Annotated in this window: 14 protein-coding genes; 7 read left to right on the top strand and 7 right to left on the bottom strand. The window is 67.4% G+C overall.

What is annotated here, in order from left to right; all coding sequences use genetic code 11:
• The first annotated feature begins 37 nt into the window (after positions 1-37).
• Complete coding sequence (locus LMA02_RS21795) at positions 38-2479, top strand: glycoside hydrolase family 2 protein (protein ID WP_228910076.1); 2442 nt, start codon at positions 38-40, stop codon at positions 2477-2479.
• Positions 2480-2524: 45 nt separating this feature from the next.
• On the opposite strand, the gene LMA02_RS21790 is transcribed toward LMA02_RS21795, so the two are convergent.
• Together LMA02_RS21790 and LMA02_RS21785 are read right to left on the bottom strand one after the other, a co-directional pair.
• A complete protein-coding gene (locus LMA02_RS21790) occupies positions 2525-3916 on the bottom strand; it encodes a sigma-54 dependent transcriptional regulator (RefSeq protein ID WP_166722732.1) in 1392 nt (463 codons plus the stop codon).
• A 584-nt stretch (positions 3917-4500) separates the two neighbouring features.
• Positions 4501-4899: a hypothetical protein gene (locus LMA02_RS21785; protein ID WP_228909761.1), complete on the bottom strand. Its 399-nt coding sequence runs from the start codon at positions 4897-4899 to the stop codon at positions 4501-4503.
• Positions 4900-5289: 390 nt separating this feature from the next.
• On the opposite strand from LMA02_RS21785, the gene LMA02_RS21780 reads away from it, so the two are divergent.
• Together LMA02_RS21780 and LMA02_RS21775 are read left to right on the top strand one after the other, a co-directional pair.
• A complete protein-coding gene (locus tag LMA02_RS21780) occupies positions 5290-5874 on the top strand; it encodes a drug:proton antiporter (RefSeq protein WP_228910075.1) in 585 nt (194 codons plus the stop codon).
• Entirely contained in the window at positions 5871-7451 is a 1581-nt protein-coding gene (locus LMA02_RS21775) for a mannose-1-phosphate guanylyltransferase/mannose-6-phosphate isomerase (protein ID WP_228909760.1), read from the top strand. The genes LMA02_RS21780 and LMA02_RS21775 overlap by 4 nt, the downstream gene beginning before the upstream one ends.
• Positions 7452-7491: 40 nt before the next feature.
• Here LMA02_RS21775 and LMA02_RS21770 read toward each other — a convergent pair whose 3' ends face one another.
• Entirely contained in the window at positions 7492-8781 is a 1290-nt protein-coding gene (locus LMA02_RS21770) for a right-handed parallel beta-helix repeat-containing protein (protein ID WP_228909759.1), read from the bottom strand.
• Between the two features lie 373 nt (positions 8782-9154).
• Here LMA02_RS21770 and LMA02_RS21765 point away from each other — a divergent pair, with 373 nt between their 5' ends.
• The 3 genes from LMA02_RS21765 to LMA02_RS21755 all read left to right on the top strand — a co-directional run bounded on the left by LMA02_RS21765 (position 9155) and on the right by LMA02_RS21755 (position 12852).
• Positions 9155-10216 (top strand): glycosyltransferase family 2 protein, encoded by a 1062-nt coding sequence (locus LMA02_RS21765; protein ID WP_228909758.1) that lies wholly within the window; start codon positions 9155-9157, stop codon positions 10214-10216.
• Positions 10217-10599: 383 nt separating this feature from the next.
• Positions 10600-11748 (top strand): glycosyltransferase, encoded by a 1149-nt coding sequence (locus LMA02_RS21760; RefSeq protein ID WP_228910074.1) that lies wholly within the window; start codon positions 10600-10602, stop codon positions 11746-11748.
• Between the two features lie 27 nt (positions 11749-11775).
• Positions 11776-12852: a glycosyltransferase family 4 protein gene (locus tag LMA02_RS21755; RefSeq protein ID WP_228909757.1), complete on the top strand. Its 1077-nt coding sequence runs from the start codon at positions 11776-11778 to the stop codon at positions 12850-12852.
• A gap of 57 nt (positions 12853-12909) precedes the next feature.
• Here the strand turns inward: LMA02_RS21755 and LMA02_RS21750 are convergent, their stop codons facing one another.
• From LMA02_RS21750 to LMA02_RS21735, 4 genes are all read right to left on the bottom strand, one after another.
• Positions 12910-14079: an acyltransferase family protein gene (locus tag LMA02_RS21750; protein ID WP_228909756.1), complete on the bottom strand. Its 1170-nt coding sequence runs from the start codon at positions 14077-14079 to the stop codon at positions 12910-12912.
• Positions 14080-14165: 86 nt separating this feature from the next.
• Positions 14166-15578 (bottom strand): oligosaccharide repeat unit polymerase, encoded by a 1413-nt coding sequence (locus LMA02_RS21745; RefSeq protein WP_416378683.1) that lies wholly within the window; start codon positions 15576-15578, stop codon positions 14166-14168.
• A complete protein-coding gene (locus tag LMA02_RS21740; protein ID WP_228909755.1) occupies positions 15575-17848 on the bottom strand; it encodes a polysaccharide biosynthesis tyrosine autokinase in 2274 nt (757 codons plus the stop codon). Before LMA02_RS21740 ends, LMA02_RS21745 begins: the two co-directional genes overlap by 4 nt.
• 59 nt (positions 17849-17907) lie before the next feature.
• Positions 17908-19134 carry a polysaccharide biosynthesis/export family protein gene (locus tag LMA02_RS21735; protein ID WP_228909754.1) on the bottom strand — a complete coding sequence of 409 codons (1227 nt, stop codon included), beginning with the start codon at positions 19132-19134 and terminating at the stop codon, positions 17908-17910.
• A gap of 126 nt (positions 19135-19260) precedes the next feature.
• Between LMA02_RS21735 and LMA02_RS21730 the strand changes: the two genes are divergently transcribed.
• Positions 19261-19692, top strand: a complete 432-nt coding sequence (locus tag LMA02_RS21730; protein WP_228909753.1) for a hypothetical protein — start codon at positions 19261-19263, stop codon at positions 19690-19692.
• The last annotated feature ends 58 nt before the right edge of the window (positions 19693-19750 follow it).

Below are 19750 nucleotides of genomic sequence, written 5' to 3'. Positions count from 1 at the left end.
GCGCACGCGTGCCGCGCACGCCGCGCCTGCGTGGTCGATGCTCGCAACGGCCGCGGGCGCCGTGCGCGGGCCGCTCGACCTCCTCGCCGACGGCTGGATCGCCGCACCCGTCCCCGGCACGGTCGCGCAAGCGCTCGCGCTGGCCGGCCGGCCTGACGATACGGCGTCGCTCGACGAGCGCGACCACTGGTATCGCGTCGAACTGCGCGGACACGGGCCGCGCGTGCTGCGCTTTCACGGGCTCGCGACGCTCGCCGAGGCATGGCTCGACGATGCGCCGATCCTGCGCTCGGACAACATGTTCGTCGCGCACGACGTGCCCGTGTCGCTCGACGGCACACACCGGCTCACCCTCTGCTTCCGCGCCCTCGCGCCGCACCTGCGCGACGCGCGCGCATCGCGCCGTGCACGCTGGCGCACGCGGCTGGCCGAACCGGCGACGCTGCGCACCGTTCGCACGTCGCTGCTCGGGCACATGCCCGGCTGGTTTCCGCGCTGCGTGCCGACCGGACCGTGGCGGCCCGTCGACGTGCTCGACCCGGCCGACGGCCCGGTTCTCGTCCATTGCGACCTGCATGCGCGCATCGACGGCGACACCGGCTGGCTCGATGCGGAACTCGCGTTCGCTGCTCCGCTGCCCGATGCGTTCGCGGCCCGGCTGTCGTGCGGCGAGCACCACGCGACGCTCGAACGCATTGGCGTCGACCGGCTGCATGCGAGCGTCGCGGTGCCGAACGTGCGCCGCTGGTGGCCGCACACGCACGGCGAACCGGTGCTCTACGACGTCGCGCTGCACATCGGCGCCGAACGGCGGCCGCTCGGTGCGACGGGTTTCCGCACGATCGAACCGGACGCCGGCGACGACGGCAAGGGGTTCGGGCTGCGCGTGAACGGCGTGCGCGTGTTCGCGCGCGGCGCTTGCTGGAGCAGCGCCGACCCGCTCGCGCTGCACGCGGACGACGCGACCTATGGCCGTTTGCTCGGGCACGCGCGCGACGCCGGCTTCAACATGATTCGCGTCGGCGGCACGATGACCTACGAGGCCGACGCATTCCATGCGTGGTGCGACCGGCTCGGGCTGCTGGTGTGGCAGGACTTCATGTTCGCGAACTTCGACTACGCGCTCGACGATCGCGCGTTCGCCGACGCCGTCGATCGCGAAGCCGAACAGTTCCTCACGCGCCACCGCGCGTCGCCGTCGCTCGCGGTGCTGTGCGGCGGCAGCGAGATCGCCCAGCAGGCCGCGATGTCGGGGCTCGGGCCGAAGCAGCGCTTCCTCGAACTGACCGCCGAGCGCCTCGCCGGCCATGCGGCGGCACGGCGGCCCGACGCGCTTTACGTCCCCGACTCGCCGGACGGCGGCGCACTGCCGTTCCTGCCGCGCGAGCGCGTGTCGCACTACTACGGCGTCGGCGCGTACCTGCGCCCGCTCGACGACGCGCGCCGCGCCGACGTGCGCTTCGCGAGCGAATGCCTCGCGTTCGCGAACGTGCCGTGCGACGCGATGCTCGCGAGCCTCGGCTGGCCCGGCGTTCATGAGCCGCGCTGGAAGGCGGCCGTGCCGCGCGACCCCGGCACGTCGTGGGATTTCGACGATATTCGCGATCACTATCTGCAAACGCTGTATGACGTGGCGCCCGACCGCCTGCGACGCGAGGATCCGTCGCGCTACTTCGAGCTGTCGCGCGCGGCGATCGCGGACTTGATGCGCGACACCTTCGCCGAATGGCGACGCACCGGCTCGCGCTGCGCGGGAGCGCTCGTCTGGCAGTTCCAGGACGTGATGCCGGGCGCCGGATGGGGCTTGATCGATGCGACGCATCGGCCGAAATCGGCGTGGTATGCGCTGCGCCAGGTGCTTCAGCCGGTGCAGGTCCTGCTCGTCGACGAAGGGCTGAACGGCCTCGACGTGCATGTGATCAACGAGCGGCCGGCGCCGCTGTCGGCGGCCGTCGAGCTGGTCGCGCTGCGCGACGGCCGCACGCCGGTCGCGCGGGCCGGCGGGCCGGTCCGGATCGCGGCGCACGACACGGTGCGGCTCGGCTCGGCCGAATTGCTCGGCCGCTTCTTCGACTGGACCTACGCGTATCGCTTCGGCCCCTGCGAGCACGACACCGTCGTCGCGACACTGCGCGCCGACGATGGCACGCTGCTGTCGCAGGCGTTCTACTTCCCGTCCCGCACGCATCCGGCCGTGTTCGCACGCCGCGAGCCCGGCATCGAGGCATGCGTGTCGCGCATCGGCGACACGTGGCACGTCGACATCGACACGCGCCACGTCGCCCGTCACGTGCAGATCGACGCGCCGGGCTTCGTGCCGCGCGACGACTGGTTCGATCTCGCCCCCGGTACGCCGGCACGCGTCGCGCTCATGCCGCTCGCCGACACGGGCGACCGAGCGGCCGCCGGCGCGCCGCCGACCGTCGATATCCGCGCGGTCAACGCCGCACGAACCGTGCGCGCCGCGCCGGCCGGCTGACGCGGCCGGCGTCGCCCGTGCGGTTGCGCGGCCGCGCCGCGCGCGTCAGTCCGACGACCCCGTACCGCGCGGCCGCTCGATGCCGTACGCTTCCATCCAGCGATAGAGCGTCGCGCGCGATACGCCGAGTTCGCGCGCGGAAGCAGCGACGCGGCCGCGCGTGCGCAGCAGCGCCGTTTCGATCGCTTCGCGCTCGATCGACTTGCGGATGTCGGCAACGGACGGCGAAGCCGCGTCGAGACAATATTCGAGTTCGAGATCCTGCGCGGTGATCAGGCGACCTTCCGTCATCACCACCGCGCGCCGCACACGGTTGATCAGCTCGCGGACATTGCCCGGCCAGTCGTGCTTGTAGAGCGCCGTGATCGCATCCGTCGAGAAGCCGCGCACGCGATGGCGCGCGTCACCGCGAAAGCGTTCGAGCATGTGATGCGCGAGCAGTTCGATGTCCTTGCCGCGCGCACGCAGCGGCGGCTGGTCGATGCGCATCACGCACAGGCGGTGGAACAGATCCGCGCGAAACCGCCCTTCTTCCATCGCCTCGCGCAAGTCGACGTGCGTGGCGGAAACGATCCGCACGTCGACCGGCACCGGATCGCTGCCGCCGAGGCGATGAATCGCGCGCTCCTGCAGGAAACGCAGCAGGCTCGCCTGGCTCTCGTGCGGCAGGTCGCCGATTTCATCGAGCAGCAGCGTGCCGCCGTTCGCGGCTTCGACGTAGCCGGCCTTGCGCGCGTTCGCGCCGGTAAACGCGCCGCGCTCGTAGCCGAACAGTTCCGATTGCAGCAGGTGCGGCGGGATCGCGCCGCAGTTGACCGCGACGAACGGGCCGTTGCGCCGCTCCGAATGACGATGGATCGCGACGGCCGTCAGCTCCTTGCCGGTACCCGTCTCGCCGAACACGAACACCGGTGCGTCCGTGCGCGCGAAACGCCGCACCGTATCGAACAGCCGCAGCATCGCGCTGCAGGTGCCGACGATGCCGTTCTCCTGCGATTCGAGGCGTTCGCGATCGCGTGCGAACAGGCATTCCATCCCGTACGCATGGCCGACCGTGTCGGCGATCCGCTGATGCGACGCGGGCAACGTGATGTAGTCGAAGCAATAGTCGCGCAACAGCGCGCGCACGTTCGGGGACGCGGTCTGACCGGTCTCGACCAGTGCGACCCACACGACATCGCGCATCGACGCGCAGGTGGACGCGATGCTGCCGATCGCGTCGGCGTGGCCGCCGCTCAGGTCGAGGATGCCGCAGGTGATTTCGCCGGAGGTGTCGCGCAACTCGCTCGCGTGCGCGACGATCGTCACCTTCCAGTCGCGTCGCGCGAGTTCCTTGCGAAGCATGACGGACGGTGACTGCGTCCAGTAAATCAAAGGACGCTGCCCGGTAGTCCTCCCCGCGCCAGCGCTCTTATCGCGCGTTATTGGCATATTCATAGCGAACCATCACTTTCTCCACTCTGCGAACCGTTCGCGTGCGCTGCGGGCGGCGGCGCATGGCCGCCGGTCCGTGCTGCGTTTCCGCAGCTTTGGCGAAGATCGAAACTGCACACGGCGAGAGCCCCCGGAGGTCGAGCCAGATTTCATCCGGCCTCGTTGTCATCGAACTCGAAGGGAACGCGCGGCCGCGGGAGCCACGGCGTTCCGGCTTTGATGCGACGCGCCGTCAGGCGGAGCACGTCGGCAAACGGGAATTCCGTCCGCATTTGCGTCGCGTCGTACACGACAGTCGCGCTCGATGCTGAACTGGACGGCCGCCAACCCGCTTTCGGAATGGCTGACTCATTTCATCCACTCCTGAATTTACACCCCGTATCGAGAGGGCTTGTTACCAAACGATAAACATCGATTCAGCCGGTTACGCTACCGCCCCGCCGGCGCGGCCGCATTTAGCGACTCAGATTTGATTATCTACGACCATTCGCATCAATCGGTGGCAAATACTACTTTTCTGCAAGATCGGCACCGCCTATTGCCTGCGATTCTTGACGAAATCGCGTGTAAGAACCGCGCAGTGTTTTTCAGGCGTCGGTAATCGCATTCCTTGCGCGACACCGGAATGTCACATCGAATGCCGGCGAACCGCGCGCGGTCGTTACATCGTCGTAACGAAGCGCCTGGCCGTCGCGCACCGGGCCGGGCGTCGCAGCAGCGTGCCGGGTCGGCCGATCGCGGATTTCGCGCCACGGCGGTGCATCGGCGATCGCCGGCAAACCTGTTGTGTCGTCCACTTCATTGCGCGACGCAGCATGACCGCCACGCATGACGCGCACCCGCTGTCGCTGCCGTCGCGCCAACGCGACAGGCAACGCGCAGTAGCAAGTATGCACGTGCCGGCCGGTGCGCCGAAACAACGGTGTCCGAATGACGGACCTGCCCCGCGCGAGGAAATCGATGAAGCAGCAGACGTGAGCCTGCATGCGGCAGTCGACCGTATGCGCCCAGCGCCGCGATGTACGAGCCGTCGGTCGTGAGCAGTCGCAATCTTCAAGTACAACCCCCGGTTCTTCAATCGCGTTCGATGCCGGCGACCCGTGCTGCGTGCTTCGCAGCGGACCGTCGCGACAGGCTAATTATGGAAAAGCCTCCACGCGGCCATTGTGTGCTACCGCACATTGCTCCGCTCGCGCCACGCGGATGCGCCGCGCAGCCCGCGCCGGCCCGCGCCGGCCCGCGTAAAACGGGTGGGTGAGTAGGCTTTCGAACAGACCGGCGCACGCCGCATCCGCATCATGGGCATCGCCGCGCCGTACCGTACGAACGCGTTCGTGTGGTGCTGCGTGCTGAAGGATTCCCACGAGGACCGCATCATGGAATGGCATTGTTGTGAATTCGAACATCTGAGCGCCGTCGATCTCTATGCAATCCTGCGCTCGCGCAACGCAGTGCTGGTGGTCGAGGACGCGCACACGCATCTCGACATCGACGGCAAGGATGCGCATGCGCTGCACGTGTTCGCGCGCATGCACACGGGCGACATGATCGAAGTCGTCGCGTACGCACGCGTGCTGCCCGGCGACGACGTCGATCCGGACGTCGTGATCGACAAGGTGCTCACGAGCGAGGCATGTCGGGACGACGCCACCCTCGAGCAGCTGATGCAGCGCGCGCTCACGGCCGCGCAGGCCGCATGGCCCGACGTGGCGGTACGCACGCACGTTCCCGCTCAGCGCCAGGCATTCTACAAACGCTTCGGATTCCGCAAGGCCTACGGCCCCTATCTCGAACAGGGCGCGCCGTTCGTCGGTCTCGTCCGGCCGGCCGATCGCGCCGCCGGTGCGCTGCGCAAGCTGCTGTCGCGGACCGTCCCGGCGCCGCGCTCGCGAAACGAGGACGCGCGCGCCGACGGTCGCACGCACAACCGGCTGCCCGCCGATACCGGAGCCAATCGATGACCCCTACCCTTCGCCCGGTTCCCGAACCCGAGCTGCCCCGCATCCTGCCCGTCATTCTCGCCGGCGGTTCGGGCACGCGGCTCTGGCCGCTGTCGCGCGAGCAGTATCCGAAGCAACTGATCGAGCTGACCTCGAACGAATCGCCGCTGTCGGCGACCGCGCGCCGCCTGAACGGCATCGCGAACGCGTCGCTCGGCGACACGCTGCTGCTGGTATGCGGCGAACAGCATCGCATCATGAGCGCCGCTCAGGTACTCGGGCGCGCCGCGCCCGCACGCATCCTGCTCGAGCCGGCCGCGCGCAATACGGCGCCCGCGCTGACGCTCGCGGCGCTCGACGCCAATGTGCTCGCGGACGATCCCATTCTCGCGGTCATGCCGGCCGATCACGTGATCGGCGACGTCGGTGCGTTCCACGAAGCGATCGGGCGCGCGGCGCGCTACGCGCAGGAAGGCGCGATCGTCACGCTCGGCGTGCTGCCGCGCCGCGCGGAAACCGGCTACGGCTACATCCAGGTCGGCGAACCGCGCGCCGGCCGACTCGGCGGACAGGGCGGCTATACGATCGGGCGCTTCGTCGAGAAGCCGAACGCCGCGCTCGCCGAGCGCTACCTGCATTCGGGCGACTACTGGTGGAACAGTGGCATCTTCGTCACGCGCGCATCGATCTGGCTGAAGGCGATCCGCGCGCTCGCGCCCGACATTCATGCGGCCTGCGACGCGGCATGGCGTGCGGGCATCGCCGAGGATCCGTTCTTCCGGATCGACGCGGCGGCCTTCGACGCCTGCCCGGCCGACTCGATCGACTACGCGGTCATGGAGCGCCTCGCGGAGAACCCCGACCTTGGCATCGAAGGCATCGTGGTGCCGCTTTCGGCCGGCTGGTCGGACGTCGGCACCTGGGATGCGATCTGGGAAATCATGCCGAAGGACGATCAGGGCAACGTCGCACGCGGCCCGATCGTGTTCGAGGACACGCAGGACAGTTTCGTGCGCTCGGAAGGCCGGCTGATTGCATGCGTCGGGATGAAGGACGTCGTCGTGATCGAGACACCGGATGCGGTGCTGGTCGCGAACAAGCACGACGTGCAGCGCGTGAAGAACATCGTCGCGCGCCTGAAGACCGAGCAGCGCCCGCAGGCGAGCGAGCACCGCAAGGTGCAGCGGCCGTGGGGGCACTACGATTCGATCGATCTCGGCGAGCGGTTCCAGGTGAAGCGGATCGTCGTCGAACCCGGCAAGCAACTGTCGCTGCAAATGCACTATCACCGCGCCGAGCACTGGATCGTCGTACGCGGCACCGCGAAGGTCACGCGCGGCGACGAGACGTTCCTGCTCAGCGAGAACGAATCGACCTACATTGCCGTCGGCGAGGTCCACCGTCTCGAGAATCCCGGCCGGATCCCGCTCGAGATCATCGAGGTACAGTCGGGCGACTATCTCGGCGAAGACGATATCGTGCGGTTCGACGATCGGTATGGACGACCGGTCGTCGGTACCGCGCCGCCGGCGCCATGTTCACCGTGCGAACCCGACGAGCCGCATGAGGAAGCGGCGGAACGCGACGCCGTTCGCTAAGCGCGTTCGACAGGCGCGTGCGAATCGCGCCGGCGCGCGGTCAATCTATGCTTCGCTGCGACCAGCGCGCCTGCCTGACGGCCTCGCGCACGCGCGGCAGCGACGACGGATCCGCGCCGAGCGCGTCGGCAGCGGTCGCCGTCGACTGATGCGCCGCGGCACACGTCGCCCCTTTCACCGGGTTTGCCGAGGACTTCGACGGCCCATCGCTCGCGCAATCCTTGCCGGGGCCGACCCGCACCGCCATCCCGCCGATTCCCGACAGCTGGTTGTCCGCGAGCCGCACGCCGGACACGTTTCCCCACAGGCGAATGCCGTCGAAGCGCGCATTCGACACGCGGTTGCCGATCACGGTCACACGCGACACCGAACCCGACCACGTGCTGACCTCGATCGCCGCCTGCTGCGTGATCGGGCGCGGATCGGTGCGGCCCGTCGCCGTCTGGATGTCCGCGATCACGTTGTTCTCGATGCGGACGTCTGACGCGCCGTAGGTGCGGTTGCTGTCCTCCTGCGCGACGAGAATCCCCGCGCTCACCTGCACGTTGCGCACGATGTTGTTCGAGATGGTGACATTCGCGCCGCCCACCACCGTGATGCCCCGGCCCCACGGGTTGCCTTCCAGCGAATTGCCGGTAATCAGCACGTTGCGCGTCAGCACGCCTTCCGCCTGGTAACTCACCACGGCGATCATGTCGTCGCCGGTGCCGCGCACGACATTGCCCCGCACGAGCACGTCGTGCGAACCATGCGTCATGTGAATGCCGTCAGCCAGTGTCGACAGCACCTCGTTGCCGACGATCGCGACATTCGCGCCGCCGAACACGAAGATGCCGGCGCCGGCGCCGCCGTCGATCACGTTGTCGAGCACCTGCACGCCGCGTCCCGTGACCTCGACCTTCGTCGATTCCGGTGTCGTCAGGCGCGTCGTGCCGGTGCCCGCCAGGCGGAAGCCGACGAGCGCCGTACCGTCGCCGCGCAACTCGACCGTCTGATCGTCCGCGGTGGTCGCGATCAGCGTCGCGCCGTAGCCCGACACCACCACATTCGGCTGTCGCACGACCAGCGAACGGCCGACCACGTATCGCCCCGGTGCGAATATCAATCGCTGGCCCGGCTGCAACGCGTCCAGCGCATGTTGCAGCATGTCGGCCTGATCGGCCGCGTCCGCGGCGGGACGCACGTATGCGTCCGGCACATTCGCATGAAGCGCGCCAGGCGCACGCGCGCCGGACGCTGCCGCAGCACCATCCGGCCAGGACAGTGCGCCTGCCATGCACATGCCGGCGATCAACGCGCAGGCGCGGAACGAGCATTGCGAGCTACGCATATCGAATCGTTTCCTCCGGAATGACATCCCGCGCGTCGGCCTGCGCATGCGAATCGCCGCGTGCCGGCCGAGTTGTCCGCCCGCGACACCCTCGTCGCAGCGGACGACGCGATACATTCGATTGAATCATTCGATCCGGCCGGGTGTCGGTGCGTCAACAGACCGATGCGTCCCGCCTGCGCGGCGCGCTGCCGCGTGCCGGTCGACGATTCGTCGCGCTTTCACGCGGCGCATCGCCGAACGGTAGGCTCGCGAACCGAGCGCCGATCCGCGATGCGTATCATGGCCACCATACGACGTGGCCGCGCTCCGGCGTCGCCGCAAGGCACCGGACGTGCGGACCGTCCGCTCTTCGCTCGTCCAGAACCCGTTCATGACCGACCTGACCATCGCCATCTGCAACTACAACCACGGCGCATACCTGCGCGACGCGATCGATTCGGCGCTCGCGCAGACGCCGCACGGTGTACGCGTACTGGTCGTCGACGACGGGTCCACCGACGATTCGCGCGACATCATCCGCTCATATGGCGAGCGCGTGACGGCGGTGTTCCAGGAAAATCGCGGTCAGGTCGCCGCATACAACCGCGCGCTCGAGCATGTCGCGACGCGCTACGTGATCCTGCTCGACGCGGACGACCTCCTCTATGCGGACGCCGCGGCCCGCGTGCTGGCCGCGTTCGCGTCCGGCGACTTCGTGAAGGTCCACTTCCGGCTCGACGTGATCGCGCGGGACGGTGCGATGACCGGCGCGAGCGTGCCGCAGTCGGCCGTCGACACCGATTGCGGCCGCCTGTTGCGCGCAGGCTGGCTGTATCCGTCGCCGCCCGCGTCCGGCAACGCGTACCGGGTCGACGCGCTCAAGCGCATCTTTCCGGTGCCCGTCACGGCCGACAACCTCCATGGCGCGGATTTCTATGCGATCTACGGCATCGCACTGCTCGGCGCCGTGCACATGATCGACGCAACGCTCGGCGGCTATCGCGTGCATCAGCATCCGGATCTACGCCCGGCCGGCGGCGCAGCCGCCGACGCGCCGGCCCTTGCACTCACCAATTCGGAAGACGCCGCGACGGGCGCGCTGAAGGCCGAACGCCGCTGGTCGACACTGCGCATGCTTGCCGGCACGCGGCTGCACGAAGCGTTGCCGATCGCGCCGCTCGACTTCGCGATCGAGAAGGCCCGCTTCGCCAGCACGCTGTATCACGCGCCGCTCGTGCGGCGCTGGCGCTGGTTCCTGTGCGAATCCGGACGCTACTGGCATACCGTGCTGCGCAATCCATTCTGGCGTCCGGCGAAAAAGGTGGCCGTCGCCGGGCTGTCGCTCGCCTGCCTGCTGCCGTCGTCGACGCTCAGCAACCGTGCGATTCGCTATATCTCCAATCCCCTCGCCCGCGTGCGCAAGTCGTCCGGGCAGCGCGTCGGCACACGATAGCGTCGTCGGGCCGTGACGTCCGGCGTCGAATCGCCTCTTCGGTAAGCCATCGCACCCAGTGGATCGCGCATGCGCTGCACAATGATCCGGACCAGTGGATTCACGCGCACTGACCGGACTTCGCCGTTACCTCGTCCCCAGTCGCCGTAGTCGAACGCGGTATTGATTCGTCGCGCTGCATCGTGTCCGGTGCAATTCGACCGACCGCGTCATCCGCTTCGCACACGCGAGCTAGACAGCGGGATTCAATGGCCACGACTCGCAAGCATTTATCAATTAGGAATGCATAGTTCAAGGAACCGGACGACGCGACCGCACGATTCACCGGCTGCCCATCGTCGCGATGGGCGATGACAGGGGCGATCGGATCGCTGGACCCAAAGATGACCACAGAAAAGATCGTTCATATTGCCGAAGCGTTTGGTGGCGGCGTGCTTTCGATGCTGACGCATCTCGCCAATCATGCCGCGGCAACCGGCGCCGATGTCACGGTGCTGCACTCGATCCGACCGGAAACCCCGGCCGATTTTTCAACGCTGTTCCGGCCCGACGTGAAGCTCGTCCAAGTGGACATGGTGCGCGAGGTCAGCGTCACACAGGACCTGCGGAGTTTGCGCGCGCTGATCCGGAACCTGCGCGAGCACAAGCCGACCGCGATTCATCTGCATTCGTCGAAGGCCGGGGTGCTGGGACGGGTCGCCGCCCGCATCGCCGCCCCGAATGCGACGGTCCTCTACTCGCCGCACGGACTCTCGTTCCTGCGCGCCGACGTGTCGCGCATGAAGCAGTTCGCGTATTTGAGCTTCGAGCGCATCGCCGCGCGCATCGGCGGCACCGTCGTCGCCTGCTCGGGCAGCGAGCTCGGCGAGATCAGAAGAAAGGTCAGGCCGAAATCGGCGGTCCTGGTGGAAAACGGCGTCCATGTGGCCGAGATTCCGCCGCGTCGAACACGCGACGATCGCAAGGTCGTCATCGGGATGAGCGGCCGGGCATCGTTCCAGAAGAATCATGAAGCATTCGTGCGACTCGCCGACACGCTGCACGGCGCCGACGTCGAGTTTCTGTGGATCGGCGGCAACGCGGCCGAGATCGCGGATCCCAGCCAGCGCCGGGCCGTCGTCTGCAGCGGCTGGGTGACCCGCGCCCGGGCGCTGGCGCTCACGGCCGAACTGGACATCTACGTGCAGAGCTCCCGCTGGGAAGGCATGCCGGTCGCGCTGATCGAAGCGCAGGTTGCCGGCATACCGGCCGTGGTGACGGACGTCGTCGGCAATCGCGACGTGGTGATCCACGGCGTGACCGGCTACGTCGCGTCGAACGCCGACGAGATGTCCGCCTACGTGGCCGCGCTCCGCGACGATCGGCAGCTGCGCGAGCAAATGGGCGCCGCGGCCCGGCAGCGCGCGATCCAGCGGTTTTCGATCAACGCGATCTTCCGCCAGTGGAATGCCCTCTATGGACTCGGCGCCGACGAGCCGCGTGCCGACTCGCGCGACTTCGAGCCGGTTGCGCCGGATCACGTCGAAGCCTGATCCCGATTTCGACATCTCCTTATTGACATGATCGCCAGCAAACCGAAGCAACTCGTCTACAACGGCCGATTCACGACGCAGAAGACGACCGGCGTGCAACGCGTCGCGCGCGAGCTGATCGCCGCACTGATCAAGTTTCATCCACAGGATCCGGTGACCGTGCTGGTGCCGCCTCGGCCCGGCGTCGCGGTGAGTGGAGCGAAGACGGTCGAGGTCGGTTTTTACAAGGGCGTGGTGTGGGAGCAGTTGATCCTCCCGCTGTTCGCGCGCCGCGGCCGCATCGTCAATCTCGGCAATTCGGCATCCATCTTCCTCGGCAACCAGATCATCTACATGCACGATGCGGCGGTGTTCGACACGCCCGCGCATTTCTCCCGGCCGTTTCGAATGTGGTATCGGATCATGTTCTGGATCCTGGCGCGAACCTCGGTGTGCGTGCTGACCAACTCCCGGTTCTCGCGGGATCGCCTCGCCCATCACTGCGGCGTTTCCGCGGAGAAGATCCGCGTCGTGCCGCTCGGTGCCGATCATCTCGACGCGCTGGAACCGGACACGAGCGTGCTCGACAAACATGCGCTGACGCCGGATCGGTTCGTGCTCGCGGTCAGCAGCATGAATCCCACCAAGAACTTCGGCCGGCTGATCGCCGCATTCCGGCAGATCGGCGATCCGTCGGTCGATCTCGTCATCGTCGGGATGCAGAACACCACCGTGTTCGGCAAGCACGACCCGGTTGGCGCGCCGGAGCCGAACATCAAGTACGTCGGCTATATCAGCGACGAACAACTGAAGGCGCTGTATCAGAACGCGGCGTGCTTCCTCTATCCGTCGATTTACGAAGGCTTCGGCATTCCGCCGCTCGAGGCGATGCGCTACGGCTGCCCGGCCGTGGTCGGAAAATCGGCCGCCCTGCCGGAAGTCTGTGCCGATGCGGCGCTGTACTGCGATCCGTATTCGCAGGACGACATCGCGCGGAAATTACGTAGCCTGCTCGATTCCCCCGAGCTCAGGGCCGAGCTCAAACGCAAGGGGATCGCGCATGCGGAGCAATATCGCTGGAGCCGCAGTGCCGAGATGATGAAGGCGATCTTCGAGACGCTGTAGCGCGATCGGCAGGCGACCGGATCGACACGCGCCGGCCTTCCCGGCGACTCAGCGCGGTTACGCGACGTTGACGGGGCTGCCGGTCGCGGCCGGTTGATTGCCGAACAGGCGCTTGCCGAGATACGACCTGATCGGCTCCTCGACGAATTTCGCGAGGAACGCGGCCGACACGATCGACAGGCACGCCGCAAGCATTGCCGTTCTGACGACGTGGATGTCGCCCTGCGGCGCATACGCGAACACGAGCCTTCCGATCGGGTAATGCACACAATAGAGCGGGTACGATATCCAGCCGAGGAACGTGCTGATCCGTGCCACCACGTTGCCGCTCGGAGCGAGCATGGCGCCGCGATAAACCAGCGCGGGGGCGACGAACAACAGCACGGCCAACGCGTAAATTCCCTTGATCGACGTTGGAAACAGGACGACCAGCAGGAACACGACAAACAGCATCCAGTCGTTCCTGACGAGCCCGGCAACGAACCAGTGCGGCCTCGCCGGGAGACCGGCGTCGTGCATTTTCGCGATTGCCACGCCCAGCAGGAACCCGTAGCCGACCCTGAAGAATCCGCCGAAGAAATTATCGGCCGCCCAGCCCTGATTCAGGATGACAGTCACTTTGTCGTGGTCGAGGCCCACGAGCCATCCATACGCGACGAACGCACCGAGACATGCATAGGCCAGTCTCAGCAGGTTCTGCTCTTTCATCTTGACGGCCGCGATCAGCACAACGCTCGCGAACAACTCGAAGAACAGCGACCAGGCGGGCGGATTCAGAGGAAACACACCCGGATCGTCGACTGCCGGCAAGCCGTGATTCGTGGCGCCGACAAAGCCCGACACCGAAAAACGACCCAGATACGGAATGAGAAAATAATTCTGGCCGGTGGCTGCCGCCAGGTTGCCGAACGAAAACGCCGCTGACGCATTGACGCGCATGACGACGAGGCTCACGAACCCGATCGTCAGCCCGATGCATATCATCGGATAAAGACGGATCACCCGTCGCTTCACATACTCGCCCCGCCACGACGCCTGACGCAATTTTTCCCCGTAGGAGTACGTGAGGATGAAGCCACTCAGCATGAAGAACACATCGACCGAAAGATAAGCACTCTGCAGTATCGGAATCGGCAGATCCTGAAGGAAATGCATGAGCATCACGCTGATTGCCGCAATGCCGCGCAACCCGTCCAGAATTTCAAACTTCTGCTTGTGAGTCGCCATGAAAAGGAGTGGCTCCGGGAAATATTGGTGTTGGGACCCGGCAATCTGCAAAGTGGTCGCATGCCCCGCACGACTCGGCCATGGCCTTATCGCGACAACACCGGATCGACGTCCGTGGCCCGACTGCCACGCGCAACGACGCGCCGGCTTCCCTCTCCATCGGCTCCGCCGCCGGCGGCAGGCGCTGGACGTGCCGGCGCCTTGGCGAACCAATGGAAGATGGCGATCAGCAGTACGACCGGCACGAAATTGCGTCCGCTGAACAGGTTCGGCGTTCGCATGACTTCCATGACCGACACGTAAAGCACCGCATGGATGCAGCACCAGAACCCGTTGCCGCTCCGCCAGCCCGCATAGCTGCGGCCGACCGCCCAGCCGAGCGCGAGCGCATCGAGCAAGCCGAACCAGCCCCACTCGTAGAAGTGGACGAAGATGCCCGACGGGTTGTTGAACTCCGGGTCGGCGTAGCCGTTCAGGAACAGGTTGATGCTGTCGCCCGAGTCCAGCCACGGCTGCAACGTCGAGCCGATGACCGGGAAGCGCAGCAGCCAGTCGAACGTAAACATCGGGTGGCCCAGGTCCCAGCCCAGCACACTCAGTATTCCGGCGCCGTTGTTCAACGACGTCGAGTAGTACAGGCCGAGACGTTCGAGCGCGAAATCGAACAGGTTGTCGTAGATATTGACGTAATAGGCTTCCCACGACCGGTTGTACTCGTTCGCGATGAACAGGCCGAACAGCAACGGGATCGCCGCATACGGACCGAGCGTCAACAGCCGCGAATACCGGCCTCCGAGCCGGAACCGCACGACCATCAGCGCAAACGGCATCACCATCTCGATCAGCGCAAGCCGTTCGGCGAAGATGAAGCTGCGCATCAGCGTCAGCACGGCAAGCACCGCGAAGTAGATCTTGTAGCGATTCAGTCCCTTGACGGGTGTCCTGAACACATAGAAATACAGCACGACGAACGGCGCGGTCGCCTGCGTGAAGGTGCTGAGGCCCGTGATGCGCCCCTTCAGTTCCAGCATGTCGTAGGCATTCGCTTCGCCGCGCACGAACGCAACCAGCAGCGCCGGATGCGTGAGGATGCCGCTCAGCAGCAGCGCATAGCCGAACAGCGCGAGCGCGAACACGAAATCGAGCACGCGAGGCGACAGCTCGACCGCGGCGGGCGGCGGCCCGCGTCGCGTGCGCGCTTCGGTCGTCGCGAGCCATGCGGCCGCCATCACCACCATCAGGAACAGCGCGCCGACGAACGCGTAGTAGCCGTCGAAATAGACGCGCGCGATCGCCTTCGGGTCACCCAGCAAGCTGAGCGACAGCATGCCGTACAACGGCAGGATGAACATCAGCACCAGGCGTGCCGGATCTTCCCACCAGTAGCCCGTATAACCGCCCGCGTAACCGCCCGTGGCACCGCGCACGCGCGCCGCCGTGCGCATCGTCACAGGGCGCCGTCGCGGCCCGTGCCCGGCCCCGCCCGCTCGCCGGTTCATGACGCCCGTTCCACCCGTTGCCGCGACGCCATCCCTTCCGTATATCCGGACGCGGCCTGATGCGTGTTCGTCTCCTTATAGCCGTAGTCGTACCGTCCCGGCGCGCCCTTGTAATCGTTCAGGACCACGCCGCCCACGTCGATATGCGCGTGTTCGAGCCGTCGCGCGCTTTCTTCGAGTTCGGTCAGCGTCGTCACGCCGCTGCGCGCGACGAGGAACACGGTTCCCGCGAGGCGGCCGAGCACCAGCGCATCGGCCACCGGCAACAGCGGCGGGCCGTCGATCACGACCATGTCGTAGCGCGCTGAGACTTGCTCGATCAGTTCGGCGAGTGCGGGCTGCAGCAGCAGTTCGCCCGGGTCCGGCACGATGCTGCCCATCGGGATGAAATCGAGGCCCGGTGCGACCCCGCGCCGGATCGTCTCGGCGAGCCCGTGCGTGCCTGCCACCACGTCCGACAGGCCCGGCGCGCGACTATGGCGGAACCGCTCGTGCTGCGAACCCTTGCGCAGGTCGGCATCGATCAGCAGGACCCGCCGTTTCGCCGCGCCGACGAGCGACGCGATATTCGCGGCGACGAACGACTTGCCGACGCCCGTCGTCGGCCCGGAAATCAGCACGACGGGATTCGACGCGTCCGGCATCGACAGTTGCAGCGCCGCACGGAAATTGCGCAGGCCTTCGAGCGCCGCGTCCTGCGCGTCGATCGGCGGCATTGGCGCGCGCATGCCGCGCCGTCCGGCCTTCGGTCGCGACTCCGCTTGCGCGGCGACCGGGCTGTGCGGCACGGTCGCGAACACGGGCAGCCCCGTCGTCCATTCGATTTCCTCGGCGTCGCCGATCGTGCCGACGACACGCTGCCGGACGATCACGATCGCCGCGCCCGCCAGCAGCCCCAGCATCAGCAGCGCGATCACCGCGACCCCGCGATGCGGGCCGATCGGCTGCTCGGCGACCTTCGCCGTATCGACGATCCGCACGGTGCCGGTCTTGCTGGCCCGCGCGAGGATCATCTGCTGGCGCGTGTTGAGCAGGTTCGTGTACAGCGCGGTATCGACGGCCACATCGCGCTGCAACTGCAGCACGCCCTGCTCGACGGTCGGCAACTGCTGGATCTGCTTGCGTGTCGTGTCGAGCGAACGCTGCGCGTCGGCCAGTTGCGCATCGACGGCCACCAAGGCCGGATGCTTCGGCATGAAGCGCGTCAGCAATTCCTCGCGCCGCTGCTGCAGCGTCTGCACGCGCGTCTCGATGTCGACCGACTGCTGGCGCAATGCCAGCGCCTCGTCACTCGTATTGACGGTGCCATGCGACGCACGGAATGCGTTGAAGCGGCTTTCCGCCTTTTCCAGTTGCGCCTTCAGCTGCGGCAGCTGGGTATCCATGAAGCGGATCAGCTTGTCGGCCGCCTCGGACTTGCGCTGCGTGTTCTGCGCGAGGTACGCGTCGCCGATCGCGTTCAGCACGCGGCTGTCATGCACGGGATCGATGCCGTCGAGCGTCACGCCGATCATGTTCGACTGCTTGCCGCGCTCCGAGATCAGCGCGTTCTTCTGCAGCCAGACCGTCGCTTCCTCGTCGCTGTAGCGCGTCAGGTCGAAGCGCGCGCCGGGCTTGCCGGCCACGTTGCGCACGAAGATGTCGAGCGGCCCCTGCGGTGTGTCGACATGCAGCGGCTGTCCGATACGGCCCTGCCATGCCGGCCCCTTCCGGCCGAACCAGCCCGTCCGCTGCAGCGTGTAGACGCCGTCGTCGCCGAGCGTCAGTGCGAACCCCTTGCCGAGCAGGCGCTTCGGCACGTCGAAGGTCGGCACGTCGATGCGCTCGGTGCCGTACACGTAGCCGCCCGGCAGCGGCGAGGACAACCCGTCGGCCGCGTTCACGAACCGCCAGCCGATCAGCGGCAGGTAATGCGGCCGCGCGTCGACGGCCAGGTTGGTGCTGTCGATCGCGCGGTCGAGCACGGCGCGGGATTTCAGCACCTCGATCTCGGTCGACGCGTCGGTCTTCAGGTCGAACACCGCCGACGGATCGCCGGGCGGCGACGTCGGTTTCGAGTCGGTCGGGCTTTGCTCGACCTGGAACAGGATGTCGGTCCGGTAGACGGGCGCCGCGCACAGCGCATACACGGTGCCGACGAGCGCGCCCGCGAGCGCCGTGCAAAGGATCAGGCGGCGGCCGCCGGACAGCATGCCCCAATAGCGGCGCACCGGATAGGACGGCCGCAGGGCGGGCCCGCTGTGCGGGTCAGGCAGGGTCGAAGAAGTCATGCAGAATCAGTCCCGTATGGCGCGACGCGCGGTCGCGGTCACGAAATCCGCCACGCGCGTCACGGCGAGATGGCTCTGGCCGTCAGCGCACCCTGCGCGGACGACGGAATCAGCAGGTTGACGACGCGGCTCCAGCGCACCAGCGACGACGCATCGACGAACACGACGTCGCGGCGCTGGAGCGGAAACTGGTCGGCCAGTGCGAACGACGCGGGCGAACTGCCGTCGAGGTGGTACACCCGCGGGCGATTGTCCGGGCCGCGGCGCACGACGAACACCTGGCGCGCGTCCGACGTGTACTGGCTCACGCCGCCCGTGTCGCCGAGTGCTTCGCCGAGGCTCATCCGGCCGTCGGTCAGCGTCAGCGTTGCGGGCCGCGACACCTCGCCGAGCACGAACACCTTCGCGTCGCTCGCCGCGCGCACGCGCACGAGGTCGCCGTCGCGCAGCAGGATGTTCGACGGGTTCACGCCCGCGGCGATCAGCGCGGGCAGGCTCACGTTCACGGTCCTGTCGCCGCGCGTCACCGATACCTGCGAGCGGTCGGCCGTCGGGGTGAAGCCGCCCGCGCGGTCGATCGCCTCGGGCAGCGTCATCGGCATGTCGTTGACGATCTGCAGACCCGGCGTGCGCACTTCGCCATCCAGATAGACGCGCTTGCTGCGGTAGGTCTGCACGCGCAGCGCGATCTGCGGCTTGCGCACGTATTCGCCGAGCCGCTTCGTCAGCAGCGCGCGCGCCTGCGCCTCGGTCAGCCCCGCGACATGCACGAGGCCCGCATACGCGAACTGCACGTTGCCGTTCGCGTCGACCGTGTAGCCCGTCGCGACCGAGCTGGCGCCGACGCCGTCGCCGCCGCCCGTCGTCTGCGTCGTCGGCAGGTTCAATTCCGGGTGATCCCAGACGACGATGCCGAGCACGTCGCCCGGGCCGATCGCGTACGGCTTCGGCTTGCCGAACAACTGGCGGATCTCCGCATCGGCGTCGGCGCGCTGGCCAGAATGCTGCTGTGCGACGAACGCCGGCGTGATTTCGATCAGATCCTCGCTCGACACGTTCTGCACGCCGTCGAGGCCGCCCGAGCCCGATGCGTCGGCGCTCACGCGCGCATTCGCGTCGCCCGCGGCAGGCGCCCGGTAGCTCATGCCCGGCGACAACGCACATGCGCTCAGCGCGCACGCGGCCGCCACGATCGCCATGCGCGACAGCCACGGCGCGCGCCGGATGCCTGCCGTGCGTAGCCGCGGCGTCCCGAGCGTCGATTCCGGTTGCGTGGTGATTGACATCGTGTCCTTCCAAAACTGTGCGGTAACCCGCCGAACGCGGCGAATTCCGGCATTACGCTTGGCGGCGCGGCTCGCATGGCGGTGCCGCGCCTCCCTCTTCACCGCACGTACTCCGTACGATTCGTCATGAACTGCTCTGCATCGCTTTCGTCACTCGTCTGCATCGTCTCGGCCTGTGTTGCCTGTGCCTCCGGCGCGCAGACTGTGCCCGCCACGCCGGCCGACGCGCCGGTCTTCGCATCGTCGACGCCGCTCGCGCCGGTGCCGCTCCAGCGTTCCGCCCAAACCGCGATAACCGGCGCGGCCACGGAGCCGGCCGCGGCTGCCTCCGACGTCGCGGCACCTGCCGCCGCGCTTCCTGCTGCGCTTCCCGCCGCGAGCACCGCCGCAGCACCCGAATCGCGCGCTCGCGGCGCACTGCGCCGGCCGCTCGTGCCGAGGCGGCCGCATCGCCCGCAAGTGGCCGACGCCCCCACGGAAGACCTCTGGCACACCGGCACGCTGTACACGTCGCCCTACGCGAAGTCGCCCTATGCGCAGCCGGGCGATCCGGACTGACGCATCCCGGCCGGTCACGCCACGGCGTGACCCTGCACGTCGTGCACGTGCCGATACG

This window comes from Burkholderia sp. B21-005, assembly GCF_020843965.1.
In the GTDB taxonomy this organism is placed as follows: Bacteria; Pseudomonadota; Gammaproteobacteria; order Burkholderiales; family Burkholderiaceae; genus Burkholderia; species Burkholderia ambifaria.
The sequence above is the reverse complement of the archived record's forward strand: the minus strand, read 5'-3'. Positions and strand labels throughout refer to the sequence as shown.